The 14,478-nt window shown below is 45.9% G+C and carries 10 protein-coding genes; 5 read left to right on the plus strand and 5 right to left on the minus strand.

Annotated features, from left to right (window positions below; translation table 11 throughout):
* The first annotated feature begins 161 nt into the window (after positions 1-161).
* Both ACFS5N_RS08980 and ACFS5N_RS08985 read left to right on the plus strand, forming a co-directional pair.
* Positions 162-1,793, plus strand: a complete 1,632-nt coding sequence (locus tag ACFS5N_RS08980; RefSeq protein WP_377184443.1) for an amidohydrolase — start codon at positions 162-164, stop codon at positions 1,791-1,793.
* The gene (locus ACFS5N_RS08985) at positions 1,780-3,570 is read left to right on the plus strand and encodes a serine hydrolase domain-containing protein (RefSeq protein WP_377184445.1); all 1,791 of its coding nucleotides are present in this window, start codon (positions 1,780-1,782) and stop codon (positions 3,568-3,570) included. The genes ACFS5N_RS08980 and ACFS5N_RS08985 overlap by 14 nt, the downstream gene beginning before the upstream one ends.
* A 131-nt stretch (positions 3,571-3,701) precedes the next feature.
* Here the strand turns inward: ACFS5N_RS08985 and ACFS5N_RS08990 are convergent, their stop codons facing one another.
* Positions 3,702-4,124: a VOC family protein gene (locus ACFS5N_RS08990; RefSeq protein ID WP_377184447.1), complete on the minus strand. Its 423-nt coding sequence runs from the start codon at positions 4,122-4,124 to the stop codon at positions 3,702-3,704.
* A 138-nt stretch (positions 4,125-4,262) separates the two neighbouring features.
* Here ACFS5N_RS08990 and bshA point away from each other — a divergent pair, with 138 nt between their 5' ends.
* A complete protein-coding gene (gene bshA, locus ACFS5N_RS08995; protein WP_377184449.1) occupies positions 4,263-5,402 on the plus strand; it encodes an N-acetyl-alpha-D-glucosaminyl L-malate synthase BshA in 1,140 nt (379 codons plus the stop codon).
* Between the two features lie 171 nt (positions 5,403-5,573).
* Here bshA and ACFS5N_RS09000 read toward each other — a convergent pair whose 3' ends face one another.
* On the minus strand, positions 5,574-7,079 hold the full coding sequence (locus ACFS5N_RS09000) for a glycoside hydrolase family 76 protein (protein ID WP_377184451.1): 1,506 nt from the start codon (positions 7,077-7,079) through the stop codon (positions 5,574-5,576).
* A 193-nt stretch (positions 7,080-7,272) separates the two neighbouring features.
* Between ACFS5N_RS09000 and ACFS5N_RS09005 the strand changes: the two genes are divergently transcribed.
* Positions 7,273-7,851, plus strand: coding sequence for a DUF1543 domain-containing protein (locus ACFS5N_RS09005; RefSeq protein WP_377184453.1), 579 nt, complete (start codon positions 7,273-7,275; stop codon positions 7,849-7,851).
* Positions 7,852-7,978: 127 nt separating this feature from the next.
* Here the strand turns inward: ACFS5N_RS09005 and ACFS5N_RS09010 are convergent, their stop codons facing one another.
* From ACFS5N_RS09010 to ACFS5N_RS09020, 3 genes are read right to left on the minus strand one after another with little or no spacing between them, the layout of a single operon-like run.
* Positions 7,979-10,333, minus strand: a complete 2,355-nt coding sequence (locus ACFS5N_RS09010) for a GH92 family glycosyl hydrolase (RefSeq protein ID WP_377184455.1) — start codon at positions 10,331-10,333, stop codon at positions 7,979-7,981.
* A 6-nt stretch (positions 10,334-10,339) separates the two neighbouring features.
* Positions 10,340-11,734, minus strand: coding sequence for a sugar porter family MFS transporter (locus ACFS5N_RS09015; protein ID WP_377184457.1), 1,395 nt, complete (start codon positions 11,732-11,734; stop codon positions 10,340-10,342).
* A 9-nt stretch (positions 11,735-11,743) separates the two neighbouring features.
* The gene (locus ACFS5N_RS09020) at positions 11,744-13,564 is read right to left on the minus strand and encodes a class I mannose-6-phosphate isomerase (RefSeq protein ID WP_377184459.1); all 1,821 of its coding nucleotides are present in this window, start codon (positions 13,562-13,564) and stop codon (positions 11,744-11,746) included.
* 171 nt (positions 13,565-13,735) lie between these two features.
* Between ACFS5N_RS09020 and ACFS5N_RS09025 the strand changes: the two genes are divergently transcribed.
* Positions 13,736-14,464: a GntR family transcriptional regulator gene (locus ACFS5N_RS09025; RefSeq protein WP_377184461.1), complete on the plus strand. Its 729-nt coding sequence runs from the start codon at positions 13,736-13,738 to the stop codon at positions 14,462-14,464.
* The last annotated feature ends 14 nt before the right edge of the window (positions 14,465-14,478 follow it).

Raw genomic sequence — 14,478 nt, forward strand, 5'->3', positions numbered from 1 at the left:
AGTTATGCCTCCCAACTCATCATGTGCATGTCCTGTTTTATAATTTTTTAATTCGGTGTTTGTTTCTGTGAGACTCCGTCCGATCAGTAATTTTTAAGATACGCCCCAACTTTATGAAGTGACAGTTGTATATACCTATATTTGACGATCATATCTACCGCATGAAGAAACTGTGGCCCCTGCTGTTAGTCTTTGTAACAGCGTGCAAGCAAAAAGAATACAATGCTGACCTACTGGTAAAAAACGCCGTAGTTTATACGGTGGACAGCGCTTTTACTGTAGCCAACACGCTCGTGGTTGACAATGGCAGGATAGTAGCTGTAGGCGACTCAAGCACACTCACCGAAAAATATCTGGCCCGCGAGGTGATGGACGCCAAAGGCAAAGCCATTTATCCGGGCTTTATTGACGCACATGCGCACTTTTTAGAATATGGACTTGGCTTAAAGCAGGTAGACCTAAAAGGGCTAAAAAGCTGGCAACAGGTGCTGGATACCGTAAAAGCCTACGCCGAACGCAATCCCGAAGGCTGGGTTATAGGTAACGGATGGGACCAAAACCTGTGGGCCGATCATAAGTTTCCTGACAAGGCCAAACTTGACCAGTTGTTCCCCGTGCGCCCGGTTATTTTGAACCGTGTAGACGGCCATGGCGCCATAGTGAACCAGGCTGCATTGAACATAGCCGGCATTAAGCCGGGCCAAAATATCGCCGGTGGCGAAATTGAAACCGTAAACGGCAAACTGACGGGTGTTTTGCTGGATAATGCAATAGGCATTATCACCCGTAAAGTACCCGACCCCTCAGATACCTTGATTACCAGTGCACTTTTGGCTGCCCAGCATAACTGTGTAGCCGTGGGCTTAACAACGGTTGACGATTGCGGCCTGCCATACACTATGGTGAATACTATTGCCGAACTGCAGCATCGCGGCTCATTGAAAATGCGCATGTATGTGCTGCTGTCTGACCGCCAGGAAAACTACGATTACCTGTTTAAACGCGGCGTATTTAAAACGCCGGGGCTCAATGTGCGTGGGTTTAAGGTTTACGCAGATGGTGCGCTGGGCTCGCGTGGGGCTTGTTTGCTTGAGCCTTACACAGACCAAGCCAAATGGAATGGGTTTTTACGTGCTCCGCAAAAACACTTTGAAGAAGTAGCTAAAATGATAGCCGCCAAAGGTTTCCAGATGGCCACTCACGCTATAGGCGACTCGGCGAATCGCGTAATGCTGAAAATTTATGCGAGTGTACTCAGAGGCAAGAACGATCGCCGCTGGCGCATTGAGCATGCGCAGGTTTTATCGCCCGCGGATATCAAATTGTTCGGCGAGTACAACATCATTCCGTCAGTACAACCCACGCACGCTACTTCTGATATGAACTGGGCCGGACAGCGCCTCGGACCTAAGCGTATAAAGACAGCTTATGCTTACAAACAGCTTTTAGAGCAAAACGGCTGGCTTCCGCTGGGTACTGATTTCCCGGTGGAAAACATTAACCCCATGTATACCTTTTATGCCGCCGTGGTGCGAAAGGACCTGAAAGGCTTACCTGCACAGGGATTCCAGATGGAAAACGCCCTAACCCGAGAAGAGGCGCTGCGCGGCATGACCATCTGGGCGGCAAAAGCCAATTTTGAAGAAAAAGAAAAAGGCAGCATTGAGGTGGGCAAGTACGCCGACTTTGTGATAACCGACCAGGACCTGATGAAGGCCGGAAATGCCGCCCTGCCCAATATCAAAGTATTAAAAACCTATATCAACGGAGAAAAAGTATATGAAAGAAAATAAGCTGAATTGCTTAATTATAATTCTACTGGCATTTACCTTATCAAATTCTGCATGTGCACAAAACTCCGGTCCGGCTTTTTTAAAAGAAGAAAAAGCGGTTGAGAAATCTACCGTGTTATTGAATAACGAAACCTACCTGGTTCCGCTGCGCAACATCGGCAACTTAAAAATAGCCAGCATTCATTGTTTAAACACCAATGCAAACGCGTTCGACAGCTTGTTAAACAAATACACGCTGGTTACCCCGATTGATCTGACCAGCCGCAGCGCCCGCAGTGCTTTTGACTTGAACCAATACAACACACTTATTATACAAGCTAATGAAACTGATTTAAGCAACCCCGCTTTGATCAGGCTTATTACCGATAATCAAAAAAAGAAAAATGTTGTTGTGGCTTATTTTGGCAAAGAAAAAGGCCTGGATAAACTAAATGATGTTACGGCGCCTATCATCTATTCTGAAAAAACAAATGAGGTTGCAGCGCAATTTGCTGCCCAGGCCATATTTGGCGGCGTAGCCCTTAGTCAGAAACTATCATCCAATATCAGCGCACGTTACCGCTCAGGTATGGGTTATGTTACTGAAAAAATCCGTTTAGAATATTCTGTACCCGAGGCAGTGGGTATTGCAGGTACTAACCTGCAGGACATTGATAAAATAGCCAAAGAAGCCCTGGACGCGCATGCCACACCTGGCTGTGTGGTTTTAGTGGCGAAAGACGGCAAGGTGATTTTTAACAAGGCCTATGGTTACCATACCTACTCGGCCGATGCAGCTGATAAAATCACTGATATTTTTGACATCGCATCCATGACCAAAATATCGGCTACTACCATGGCAACTATGCAGTTGTATGACGAGGGTAAACTGAACCTCGACTCAACCATTGCCAACTATTGGCCCGTTACCAAAAACACCAATAAAGCCGGCCTGAAGCTGCGCGAAATTTTAGCGCATCAGGCTGGATTGATCCCCGACATTCCCGGTTTTGACCGCATAAAACCGGCAGATCACAGCACTGATTCATCTGCCGCTTACCCGGTTAAGGTAAACAACGGCTATTACCTGCGTAAAAACTATTATACCGATATCATGGTGCCGGCCATGCTCAACTCGCCGCTTAAAACGAGAGGGCAGTATGTGTATAGCGATCTGAGTATGATCTTTATGCAGCAGGCTATTGAGAACGTTACCAAAACGCCGTTAAACCAGTATATCGGGCAATTCTATCATCGCCTGGCGCTGCAAACGGCAGGCTTTTTACCGCTGTACCGCTTTCAGCCTGACAGAATTATTCCTTCGGAGGATGAAGAGGAATTTCGCAAATCGGTACTCATCGGCTACGTGAACGACCCTACCGCGGCCATGATGGGCGGCGTTGCGGGACACGCCGGCGTTTTTGCTGACGCAAACGACCTGGCTATACTGTACCAGATGATTTTGAACAAGGGAACTTACGGCGGCGATATTTTCTTTAAGCCTGAAACGGTCGACCTGTTTACCGCCAAGCAGTCGGCAGTAAGCCGCCGGGGCTTAGGTTTTGACCGCTGGGACCCAATCCCTGAACACCATTATCCATCAGAACTGGCCTCACCCGAGTCTTACGGTCATACGGGCTACACCGGCACCTGTGTATGGGTCGACCCGAAGTACAACCTAATATATATTTTCCTGTCAAATCGCTGCTATCCCAAAGTAAGCAGTAAGCTGGGCAGCCTGAATATACGCCCGCGCATACAGGATGTGGTGTATAAAGCTATAGCTAAGGGAATTTAGTGGTCGACTTTTAAAAAACAAATTTGTCATTTCGAGCATAGCGAGAAATCTATACACACGCTAATCCTATCTGTGTATAGATTTCTCCCGTTGGTCGAAATGACGTCAGGTTTTATGTTATAGCATTTTAATCAAAGTACCTGGTTAAATTCCAAACGCTCGCCGTCGGGCCCGGTAATGTTGAAATATTTACATCCTTTTTCCCAGAACTGCAAAAACACAGGCTCGGGCTCAATAATATCAAAACCACCCTGTTTTATGATGTCAAAGGCCTCGTCAATATCGGCCACGTCAAAAGCTACATGGTCAATATGCCCGTCTTTACGGACTGCAATTTCAGGTAAAACTTCGGCGGGCATTTGATACAGCTCAATGATTATGTCGCCACGTTTCATCATGATACAGGTTCCTTGCGCGCCGTTATGGTCAAAGTGTCTTTCCATTACATTTGAAAAACCAAGCTTGCTGTAAAACAGTGCCGAAATAACCACATTGGTTACCGGTATGCCTATATGCTGTATGGCTTTTATCTCCAGGTTAATTGCTGTTTCCATATATTAAGGTATTTATAAATAACGGTAAAAAGCTACGCTAGTGTTATCCTGCTTAAATTAATATTACACAATGCAAACACTTATACGGTTATTTGCTGTTAAACTTGCATAAATAAATATTACACCAAACCACGTCTAATGAAAATCGGAATTGTCTGTTACCCAACCTTCGGCGGTAGCGGTGTTGTAGCAACCGAGCTGGGCAAGGCCCTGGCCGACAATGGCCACCAGGTACATTTTATCACCTATAACCAACCTGCCCGTTTAGATTTTTTTTCTGAAAACCTTTTTTACCACGAAGTTTCGGTATCCAAATATCCGCTGTTTGATTATCCGCCGTATGAGCTGGCCCTGGCCAGCAGGCTGGTAGACGTTGTACGCTTTGAGAAGCTGGATGTGCTGCATGTACATTATGCCATTCCGCACGCGTCGGCTGCATTTATGGCTAAGCAAATATTGCTAACTTATGGTATTTATATCCCGGTAGTGACCACACTGCACGGTACAGACATCACATTAGTGGGTAAAGACCGTACCTATAAACCGGTAGTTACCTTCTCCATCAATAAATCAGACGGTGTTACGGCAGTTTCTGAAAATCTGCGTAAGGATACTTTCGAGTTTTTTGATATCGAAAATGATATTCGTGTTATCCCTAACTTTATCGACCTTAAACGCTTTAACCTCCAGGCAAAGGATCATTTTAAAAGAGCTATTGCGCCTGAAGGCGAAAAAATATTGATTCATACCTCTAACTTTCGCAAAGTAAAACGCACTAACGATGTGGTGAAGATCTTTGCTAAGATACGCGCCAAGATTCCTTCAAAACTATTAATGGTGGGCGATGGAGGCGAACGCAGCGAATGCGAACAATTGTGCCGCGACCTAGGCGTAAGCGATGATGTGCGCTTCCTGGGTAAACAGGATGCCATTGAAGAAATCCTTTCGGTATCTGATCTGTTCCTGATGCCATCGCAAACAGAAAGTTTTGGCCTCGCTGCTTTGGAGGCCATGGCCTGTAAAGTACCGGTAGTAAGCTCAAATGCCGGTGGTTTGCCTGAACTGAATGTCGACGGCGTAACCGGCTTCCTGAAAGACATAGGCGATGTAAAGGGCATGGCTGAAGCGGCCATCTATATCCTGAGCGACGAGGCGCGCCTGGCTACCTTTAAAGAAAATGCACTTGCTCGTGCCAAACAATTTGATCTGGCTAAGATATTGCCTGTTTATGAGGCCTATTATGCTGAGGTGATTGAGAAGAGCAAGCAGGCTAATTAATTATATTACTTTGTCATCCTAAGCATGGCGAAGGATCTTATAAAAGCGATTAGTAAAACGTTTAAGATCCTTCGTTACACTCAGGATGACAGGTTGATAATAATTTCAGCAACAAAAAAGCCGCCCAGAACTCCCTACCGCAGCGGCTAACTATTACCAGTTGATCTGTTTTTACTTTTTCAATGGCAGCGTATTAAAGTATAACGATATCGCTGTCGACGGGCCGAAGCTGCTTTTTAGTTTTGGTTCTTCTTCAATGTTACGGGTTGCCCATTTAGTTTGCGTGATACCGCGGCTATTTCGGTTGTTGTAGGCTACTTTGGCATTCAGGTCAAGCCATTCTACCAAATCAGTATTGCCGGTCTCCTGGGTGTATTTACGGGCGTAGCGCATAAATATGCCTTTAAAGCCCGGCAGATCGCCGCCGCTGTCCTCGTTGTTCATCACTTTGCCGCTGTAAATGCTATCGCGGCTAAACTGGGCTATCTTTTTGGCCTCCTCCAAATAGCTGGCCTCTTTGGTGTGTTTGTACAACATAGTAGCCGCACCCAAAAAAGTACCTTCATTATACGTAAAGCTAATATTGCTTGATCTGATTAACCCGGTACGGCGGTTAATATCAATATTGTCTTTTACCTTTCCGGTAGCCATATTTAACAGGTAAATCTTTGACCAGCTATACAGTTGGATGGCTTTATCATAATAAGTGCTGTCACCGGTAGCTTCGGCCAGGTAGCAGGCAGCAACGGCCGCCGGACCTTCAATACAGGCATTTTTTGAAGTTTTGCCCTGGAACCATAGCAAACCGCCGCCATATTTATAGTTGAAGGCACGTTTCCACATTTTATCGTACTGGTCTTTGCCTTTTTCAAGGTAGGTTTTGTTACCGGTAAGCAAATATCCGCGGACGCAGAATAATACCGCCCACGTTATGTCATCGTTATAGTTATTGTACATCCAGTCTTCTTTATGGTTTTTAATGAAGTTGGCATACAGCGTGGCAAATTTGTCTTTGTATTTTGGATCCCTGGTTACTTCGTAGGCATCCAGAACAGTCTCCATCATTTCAGCCTGATCCCAAAAGCCTTTGTGCTCTTCGATTTTATAAGCATTATACCAGTCGTCAAAGGCTTTGGTGGCAATAGCCCGCGTTGGTGCAACATCCTGCGGCGTCTCCTTGCGGAATATCCAGGTTTGTGCTGCGCTTTTAGTCATCGTCGAAAGGTTTACTTTAGCACCGTCAGCTGTGTTACCGCCGCTTAGGCTTAAGGCAAATTTAGGGTTAACGGCTGATTGCAAAATGTAAGCGCCATTAGCTTTGGTGATCATCCATTTGGTATCATTGCCGTTGCCATCATTTTGATCGATAGCTACCGAATCGGCGGGTGAAGCCGTGGCATGCAGGAATTTACCGCTGCCTACATTAGTAAGTGTATATGTATTCTTTTTTACCAGGGTCACCACCCAGCGCTCGGCATCCGAATGGGTGTCTGTCCAGCAGTCAACCGCCGCACCGTTGTCCACCGATGCATTAGCTACATCCAGCATTTTGTTGCTGGCCTTTGAGCGTAATGAATAAATAGCGCCCGGGGTAATACCGCCGGTTTGCGCAAAACTAATGGTACTGCTTGCCAGCAATACTATTATAGCAAAAGTGCTTAAGTAAAATTTCTTCATCAGGGGAATAATTTATTGGTGATTAAGTGTCTGTTGTACAATATTGTCCATAAAAAAACATTTTTATGGCTATGTTTTGAAGATGTTACATAGCAAACGATTGCATAAAACATAGTTCAGCCTGCTGGCGTTTTACATGGTAACAAGGCCTCATTGCAGGCACAATTCATCCGGCTGAGTACGGAACATTTTTATGATGAACCAACAAGCATTAAAATTATACATGCTCCTGCTCGGCTCAAAAGCGCGTGGACGTCACATTGAGCAGCACGATTTCTTCTTCGGAATAGCTGCTTCGCTCAAAGAGTTGATACCCGATATCAAAGCCTTTTGGCGCGGCGCAGCCAGCAATCTGCACATTGACGGTTATCGCGAGGTGAACCATGTGGACGATTATAAAATTGAGATTGTATCTAAAGATGAAAGCCTAGCCAATCAGCCCGAAAAGCTTTTTTTTATTAATCTGGGCGGATATGTTGCCGGTCGGCTGGAAGAGCAGCATCATGTCATCCTCAGCGTAAAAACCGATCGCGCACAGGCTATTAAGGACGCCAGACAGACCGTATTCTTCAAAACCAATAGCATCAATGGCAACAAAGACGCCAATGCCCACGTCGACGATAAATACGGTATAGATGTGGACGATATTTACAGCATCCCCGAAATGTTACCATCTGCGCAAAAAGCTAAATATCAGATCAGGATCACGCCAGCTGAAGGTTTACCGGAAGATGAAGTGCATTTGGGGTATTTTAGGTTGGATAAGTTGTAAAAAAAAGAAAGGGTGTCACCCTCTTTTCATATTGTCATTCTTCAAAGCGAAGAATCTTACACGCTTTACCAGTCGCATAATAAGATTCTTCGCTTTGCTCAGAATGACAAGTGGATATAAATTTCGGTTACTGCACCGACGGCGGCGGCACCTTTACGCCCCAATTCTGATTAGGCTTGCTACCCATTTTAAACACCAGTTTACCCCCCTTCATTAACTGATCACGATAGAGCCAGCAATTGAGCAACGGTTTGCCGTTAAAACTTGCCGACTGGATATAAACGTTCTCTTTTGAGTTATTGATGGTTTGAATGATGAGTTTTTTGCCGTCGCCTAAAGTGATGTTGGCGTTGGTAAACACTGGGCTGCTCAGCTCAACAATCGGGCGAAAGTCTGAAAAGCCTTTTACATCAAAAAGACCCAGCGAGGCCATGACATACCACGATCCTAACTGCCCCTGGTCTTCATCCTGGCCGTAACCGTACCCGTGTATAGGTTCTACGCCGTAAAACTCGTCGCAGATAGCACGGGTCCAACGCTGTGTATACCAGGGTTTGCCTGAGAAGTTGAATAACCAGCTGGTATGTAAACAAGGTTGGTTACCATGGTTATACAGTGACTTAATACCTGCAAAAGCATTGATGGTTTTACCACCGCTGAAACCGTCTTTTTCTGACGCTTCAAAAATCTCGTTCAGGCGGGTGTTGAACTCGTCTTTGCCAACTGCGTCTATCAAACCCTTAGGGTTTTGCGGTACAAAGTAGGTGTACTGAATTGCATTTCCTTCCTGAAAACCCCTCCAGGCTTCGGTCGGATCAAACTTGTCGATGAAGGTGCCATTGGCATATTTGGGATGCATCAGCTTCTTGTCTTTATCAAATACATACCGCCAGCCATTTGAGTTTTTAATGAGCATTTTATAATCATCCGGCTTATCCATCCGTTTAGCCATCTGCGCAGCCGCAAATGCGCTAAAACTATATTCAAGCGTATGCGATACCGAAAAGTGTGAACCTGCCGAATCTGTTTTATCCGCATCCAGGTATGGCGAATATCCATATTTGACAAAAGCCTCGACATCCATTTTACCTGAACCCTCCTTGCGATTTTTGCCAGACAGCTCATTGGCCCGGATAGCCTGATAAGCCAGGTTCACGTCATAGTCGCGAATACCTACCTGGTAAGCGCCGGTAATGGCCAAGCCTACCATGTTAGTGCCTACACCCGATACAAAATTGCTGTTGGCAATGCCGTCGCCAAACCAGCCACGCTCTTTGTATATCTCAAGTTCAGTATGTACATAGTCGTTATAGTGGCTTGGGTATGATAAGGCCCAAAGCTGGGTAAGGTTCCAATACGCGCCCCATATAGCATCAGTGTTGTAAAAATTATAGCTAAAGCGGCCGTATTTATCTTTAGGCAGCACACCTATAGTGCCGTCATGATGCGGGAAAGAGCCGTTTACGTCGTTAGCAATACCGCGACCCAGCAGACCATGAAATAAACCGGTGTAGAATTTCACTTTAGCTTCGCGATCTGGCGTTTGTACCAGCATTTTACTCAATTCGGCACGCCAGGTAGCCTGGGCCTGCTGTTTGGCTTTGTCGAATGTTAAACCAGCCGCTTCCGCTTGCAGGTTTAGCTTGGCATTTGCAGTTGATGTATAGGATAAGCCTACTTTTAATTCAATGGCTTCACCAGCTTGCGTTCTATAATTCAGAAACAAGCCCGCGCCCTTGCCTTTTCCCTCACTTGAGTTTTCTTTGATCCCCCCGGCATTAAATGAGCCAACTGATTGCGGCGCCTTACTCATCTCGCCATAAAAGTACATACGCACCTCGCCATCAGGATCATATTTTTTTACATACTTAGGATAGGTAATTACATAACCTTCAAAGTGTGTGGCATCCAGCATTTTTACACCTGCATCGCGCACAGCACCGCTTTCGCCCTGGGTATTGCCAATGTCGAAAATAATACGTGACCGGTCATTTTTTGGAAATGTGTAACGATGAAAGCCTACATGTTTAGTGGCAGTAAGCTCGGCAGTAATATTATAATCATCTAGCAAAACTTTATAATAACCGGGTTGCGCAATTTGATTTTTACGATCGAAATGCGAACGGTAACCACTGCCGGGTTTGTCCAGTTCGCCGGGTTTTACTTTGAGCTCGCCGGTGGCCGGCATTACGGCTACGCCGCCGACCTGCCATTCATGGAAATGAACAAAACCCTCGATAGAATTATGGCGGGTATCATAACCCACCGCTTCCCAGCCACTGGCATTGCCATAATGCCCGTTGGTTGATGGCGCTAGTTTAGCCATGCCATAAGGTACTGCTGCCGGGGTATAAAAAAACCAGCGACTGTGTGCTGTACCAATGTTTGGGTCTACATAGCTTAAAATGTCTTGTGCCTGCAGTTTGATAGCGCATAGCGATAATATCGCGATAGCAAAGCTGTATCTGATAGCTGTTTTCATGATGGGTTAGTTAGCAGCGTTATAAGTTTCTTTCCAGTAATTGTCTATATTTTCTAAAGAACGCCCCTTCGTTTCAGGTATTAGTTTCCAGGTAATATAAAGCGCCGGCGAGCAACAGATGGCGAACAGCCAAAACGTTACGGACGAGCCCAGGTCTTCCAGCATCAGCGGCGTTAATTGTCCGACTAAAAAGTTGGCAACCCATAATGAAAGCGTTGCCAGGGCCATCGCCTTTCCGCGAATGGCATTTGGAAATATCTCGCCAATAACAACCCAGCAAACCGGACCGAACGAAAAAGCGAAGCAAGAGATAAACAGCAAAATAAAGATCAATATCCACGGACCAGTAGTTATGCCCGCGGCAAACAATATGCCTATCACCAGCAAAGCAAAAACAGCCCCGCCTATTCCTACAAACAACAGCGGACGACGTCCCCATTTATCCACCGTAAAAATGGCGACAAAGGTGAATACCACATTTACCAGGCCAATAGTTACCTGGCCACCCAAAGCATTGTTCAGTGTAAAACCGGCCTGCTCCAATATTTTAGGGCCGTAATAGATCACGGCGTTAATACCACAAACTTGCGACAGGAAAGGCAATAGCAAACCAATCCACAAAGCACGGCGATAAACGGGTTTAAATAATTCTTTCAGGTTGCTTTCACTATCACCGGTTTGTTTTACGGCAGCTATCTCCCGAGCGGCGGCCTGCGGGCCGTCAATTTTTATGAGGATATTTTTGGCTTTAGCCTCCTGCCCCTGCATTAATAACCAGCGCGGCGACTCGGGCACCAAAAACAGCGACAGCAGAAAAATCCCCGAAGGGAAAACCCCTAAACCCAGCATAGCACGCCACACCTCGGTCGAGAATATTTTTTGCATGCCCGCACTGCTAAAGGTATCGGCAGTATGGGCCGCCAGGTAGGCGTTACTAAAGTAGGAGATGACGATACCAATAGTCAACGCTAACTGGTAAAGCGAAACCATCATACCGCGGTAGCGTGATGGCGAAAATTCTGAAATATACAGCGGCGATACCATTGACGCCACACCAATGCCCAAACCGCCTATCAAACGAAAAGCTATGAGCTGCCCAAATGAACTTACCACCGTACAACCCACTGCAGAGGCCAGGAACAATACCGCCGAGAGGATCATAATGAGCTTGCGGCCATACTTATCGCTCAGCTTACCTGATATGCTCACGCCTATGATGCAACCCAGCAGCGCACAGCTCACAAACCAACCCTCGTTCACCACATCCAGGTTAAAATCCTTTTTTACTAAACTCACGGTGCCGGATATCACGGCCGTGTCGAAACCAAATAAAAAGCCACCCAGGGCGGCTACCAGGCAAACCAGGTACAGGTAAGTGCTGCTTTGTTTTGTTGTGGTCATATGTGTTTGTTAGTCTTTTAAAAATGCTTTGACAACGCGGGCTTTGTTAGCGCCCAGATTAGTTAGGGTATAGCTCTGGGCCGCTGCCGGGATGACAAAAGTTTCGGCATAGGCAAATTTGTGTTTGGTGCCGTCGGCGGTTTCCAGTAAAACGGCATCGCCTTCAACCAGCATCATTACATGGCAGGTGCCGTCGGTTGTGGCGCTTACCTGTTTATAAAAATCAAAACGGTGTACATCATAAAAATGCCCGGCATGGGTTGGCAAGTGTATCAGCTCGTAACCTTCTCCTTGCTCAATTACTGAAGGTTTTGATATCAATTCCTGCTGAACCTTGTCGCCTTTACGGTCGAACACCAGATTGTTAAAGGCATGGTCGATATTAATAGGCCGCGGATTGCCGTCAAGGTCCAGGCGCAGCCAGTCGTACATTTTAAAGGTGAAGATGTATGGCGTGGCACTGATCTCTAATACCAGGTTATTGGCGCCGGCGCTGTGAATTGTCCCGCTGGGGATCAAAAACAGATCATGCTTTTTGGCCGCATGTGCCTGTACATAGTCGGTTATTTGCAGCTCAACGTTGTTTTGCTGACTGCCAATCAACGCCTCTTTAAATTCGGCAGGATTGATGTTTTCCTGAAAACCCAGATACACCGTAGCCTCATTCGGCTTGCAATCGAGTATGTAATAGGTTTCATCCTGCGTGATGGTCTCGCCAAAATTATCGTGAATATATTTTAAATGCGGATGGCACTGAATAGACAGGTTACCGCCATCATAAGTATCCAAAAAGTCAAACCGTATTGGAAATTCATCCTCAAACCTTTCCGCATGCTTTCCCAAAACTTCGCGGTTATTGTTAAACATCACAAAATCAAACGACACCTCTAAAACGTTATCTCCGCTTTTAAAGATCAGCCCATTTTCAGGCACAATAAGCTCAAACGACCAGGCATAATTAACCGCTTGCTTGTTTAAACCCGGAATATGCTCTTTTATCCACTGCCCGCCCCAGGCGCCGGGCTCAAACCATGGCCGCACACGAATAACCGATTGGCTCATTTTGTTCAAGCCCGCTAAAAAGCTGTCACGGTACATCCACGTAATAGTATCAGGCCACTGGCCGTCGGCAATCACATCAATTTTATTGAGCAGCGCTTTTTTATGGGCATTGCATAACACCCAATCAACAAAGTAAAAGCGCTTGTACATTTGCGCGGGCTCTTGTATCTGCTGGCTGCCCAGGTTGGTCACCGTCGCGGCACGCATTCTGAATTGTATCTCGTTTTTCGGGACATCGATATAAATAACCGGCGCATCCCATCCGGCCAGAGCCGCACCGGTACCCACTACAATATTTATATCCAGGGCCTTGACCGGATGTTTGGCTTTTAGTTCGTCGAGCTTGTATAAATCCTCTAATTGCAAAGTGCACCTGGTACCCCAGACAGATGTCGGCGTACCCAGGAAAGGTTCAACCAGTTTGTCAATTTCGGCAGATGGTTTCAGAAATTTTGAGGTCTCGATGATATTAGCCGTCAAGCCCATTTTATCAAACTCTGCCTGCAGGTTATCTTTAACCAGGTGCCACCATACGCCGCCAAAACCGTCAATCACTACCGTTTTTTGCTGCGCGATGTAGTGGGCCAGTGATTCATAGCCATTAAAGATATTGCCGTCGGGCAGTTTGGTTACGGGGTAAATATTATAAACTTCGCCATCATTAAAGTCGGGCAGCGTATCGGGCATTAAATATTGCGTGGTTTTACGCAACGGCGCGGCCTGTCGAGCTTGATTGTTTGATGACGAAGCTGTATTAGTATTATTCATTTTAAATGTTTAAATGTATGTACATATTATTTGCCTTTATTTTTTCCCAGGTGATGATTTAATGCAGGAAAATTTTATAAAAACAGGTTATATGTGGTTATGTACAAACATATAAATTAATTTGGATAACTTACAAGCCTGTAAAACACTTATAATTGCAAAATATTTGCTATGCGCTATACCATCGATCATAAAAGCCCCGTTCCACTGCACGCCCAGGCCGAACAGCTTTTGCGCCAGATGATTGAGGAGGAGGTATACCAAAATGGCAAAGTTTTCCCGAACGAAATTGAGCTGGCCAAGAAACTGGCCATTTCCCGCTCAACGCTGCGGCAGGCTATTAACAAATTGGTTTTTGAGGGATTGCTGGTTCGCCGCAAACGCACGGGTACCAAGGTAGCCAAAAGTGTAGTTAGCAGTAAGTCGAACAACTGGCTCAGTTTCTCGCAAGAGATGAAACTGCGCGGTATCACCATCAAAAATTTCGAAAGCAACATATCCTGGGTGCACCCCGACGAAGAAATAGCCGACTTTTTCGAAATAAAATCCGAGCGTAAAGTGCTCAAAATGGAAAAGCTGCGTGGTAAACCCGAAGGCCCGTTTGTATACTTCGTTTCTTACTTTCACCCCCGCGTAGGCCTCACCGGCGAAGAGGATTTCACTCAACCGCTTTACGAAATGCTGGAGCACGAGCATTCGGTGGTAGCCACCCTATCCAAAGAAGAGATCAGCGCGATAGCTGCCGATGAGTTTATAGCGGATAAATTGCACATCTCTGTGGGTAGCCCGGTATTATTCAGAAAACGCTTTGTGTATGACCACGGCGAGCGCCCTATTGAGTATAACTTAGGCTTTTATAAGGCGGATAGTTTTGTTTATACGGTGGAGAGTTTACGATAGGACTGTTTAGCGTA

This window comes from Mucilaginibacter ximonensis (assembly GCF_042686265.1).
GTDB lineage: Bacteria > Bacteroidota > Bacteroidia > Sphingobacteriales > Sphingobacteriaceae > Mucilaginibacter > Mucilaginibacter ximonensis.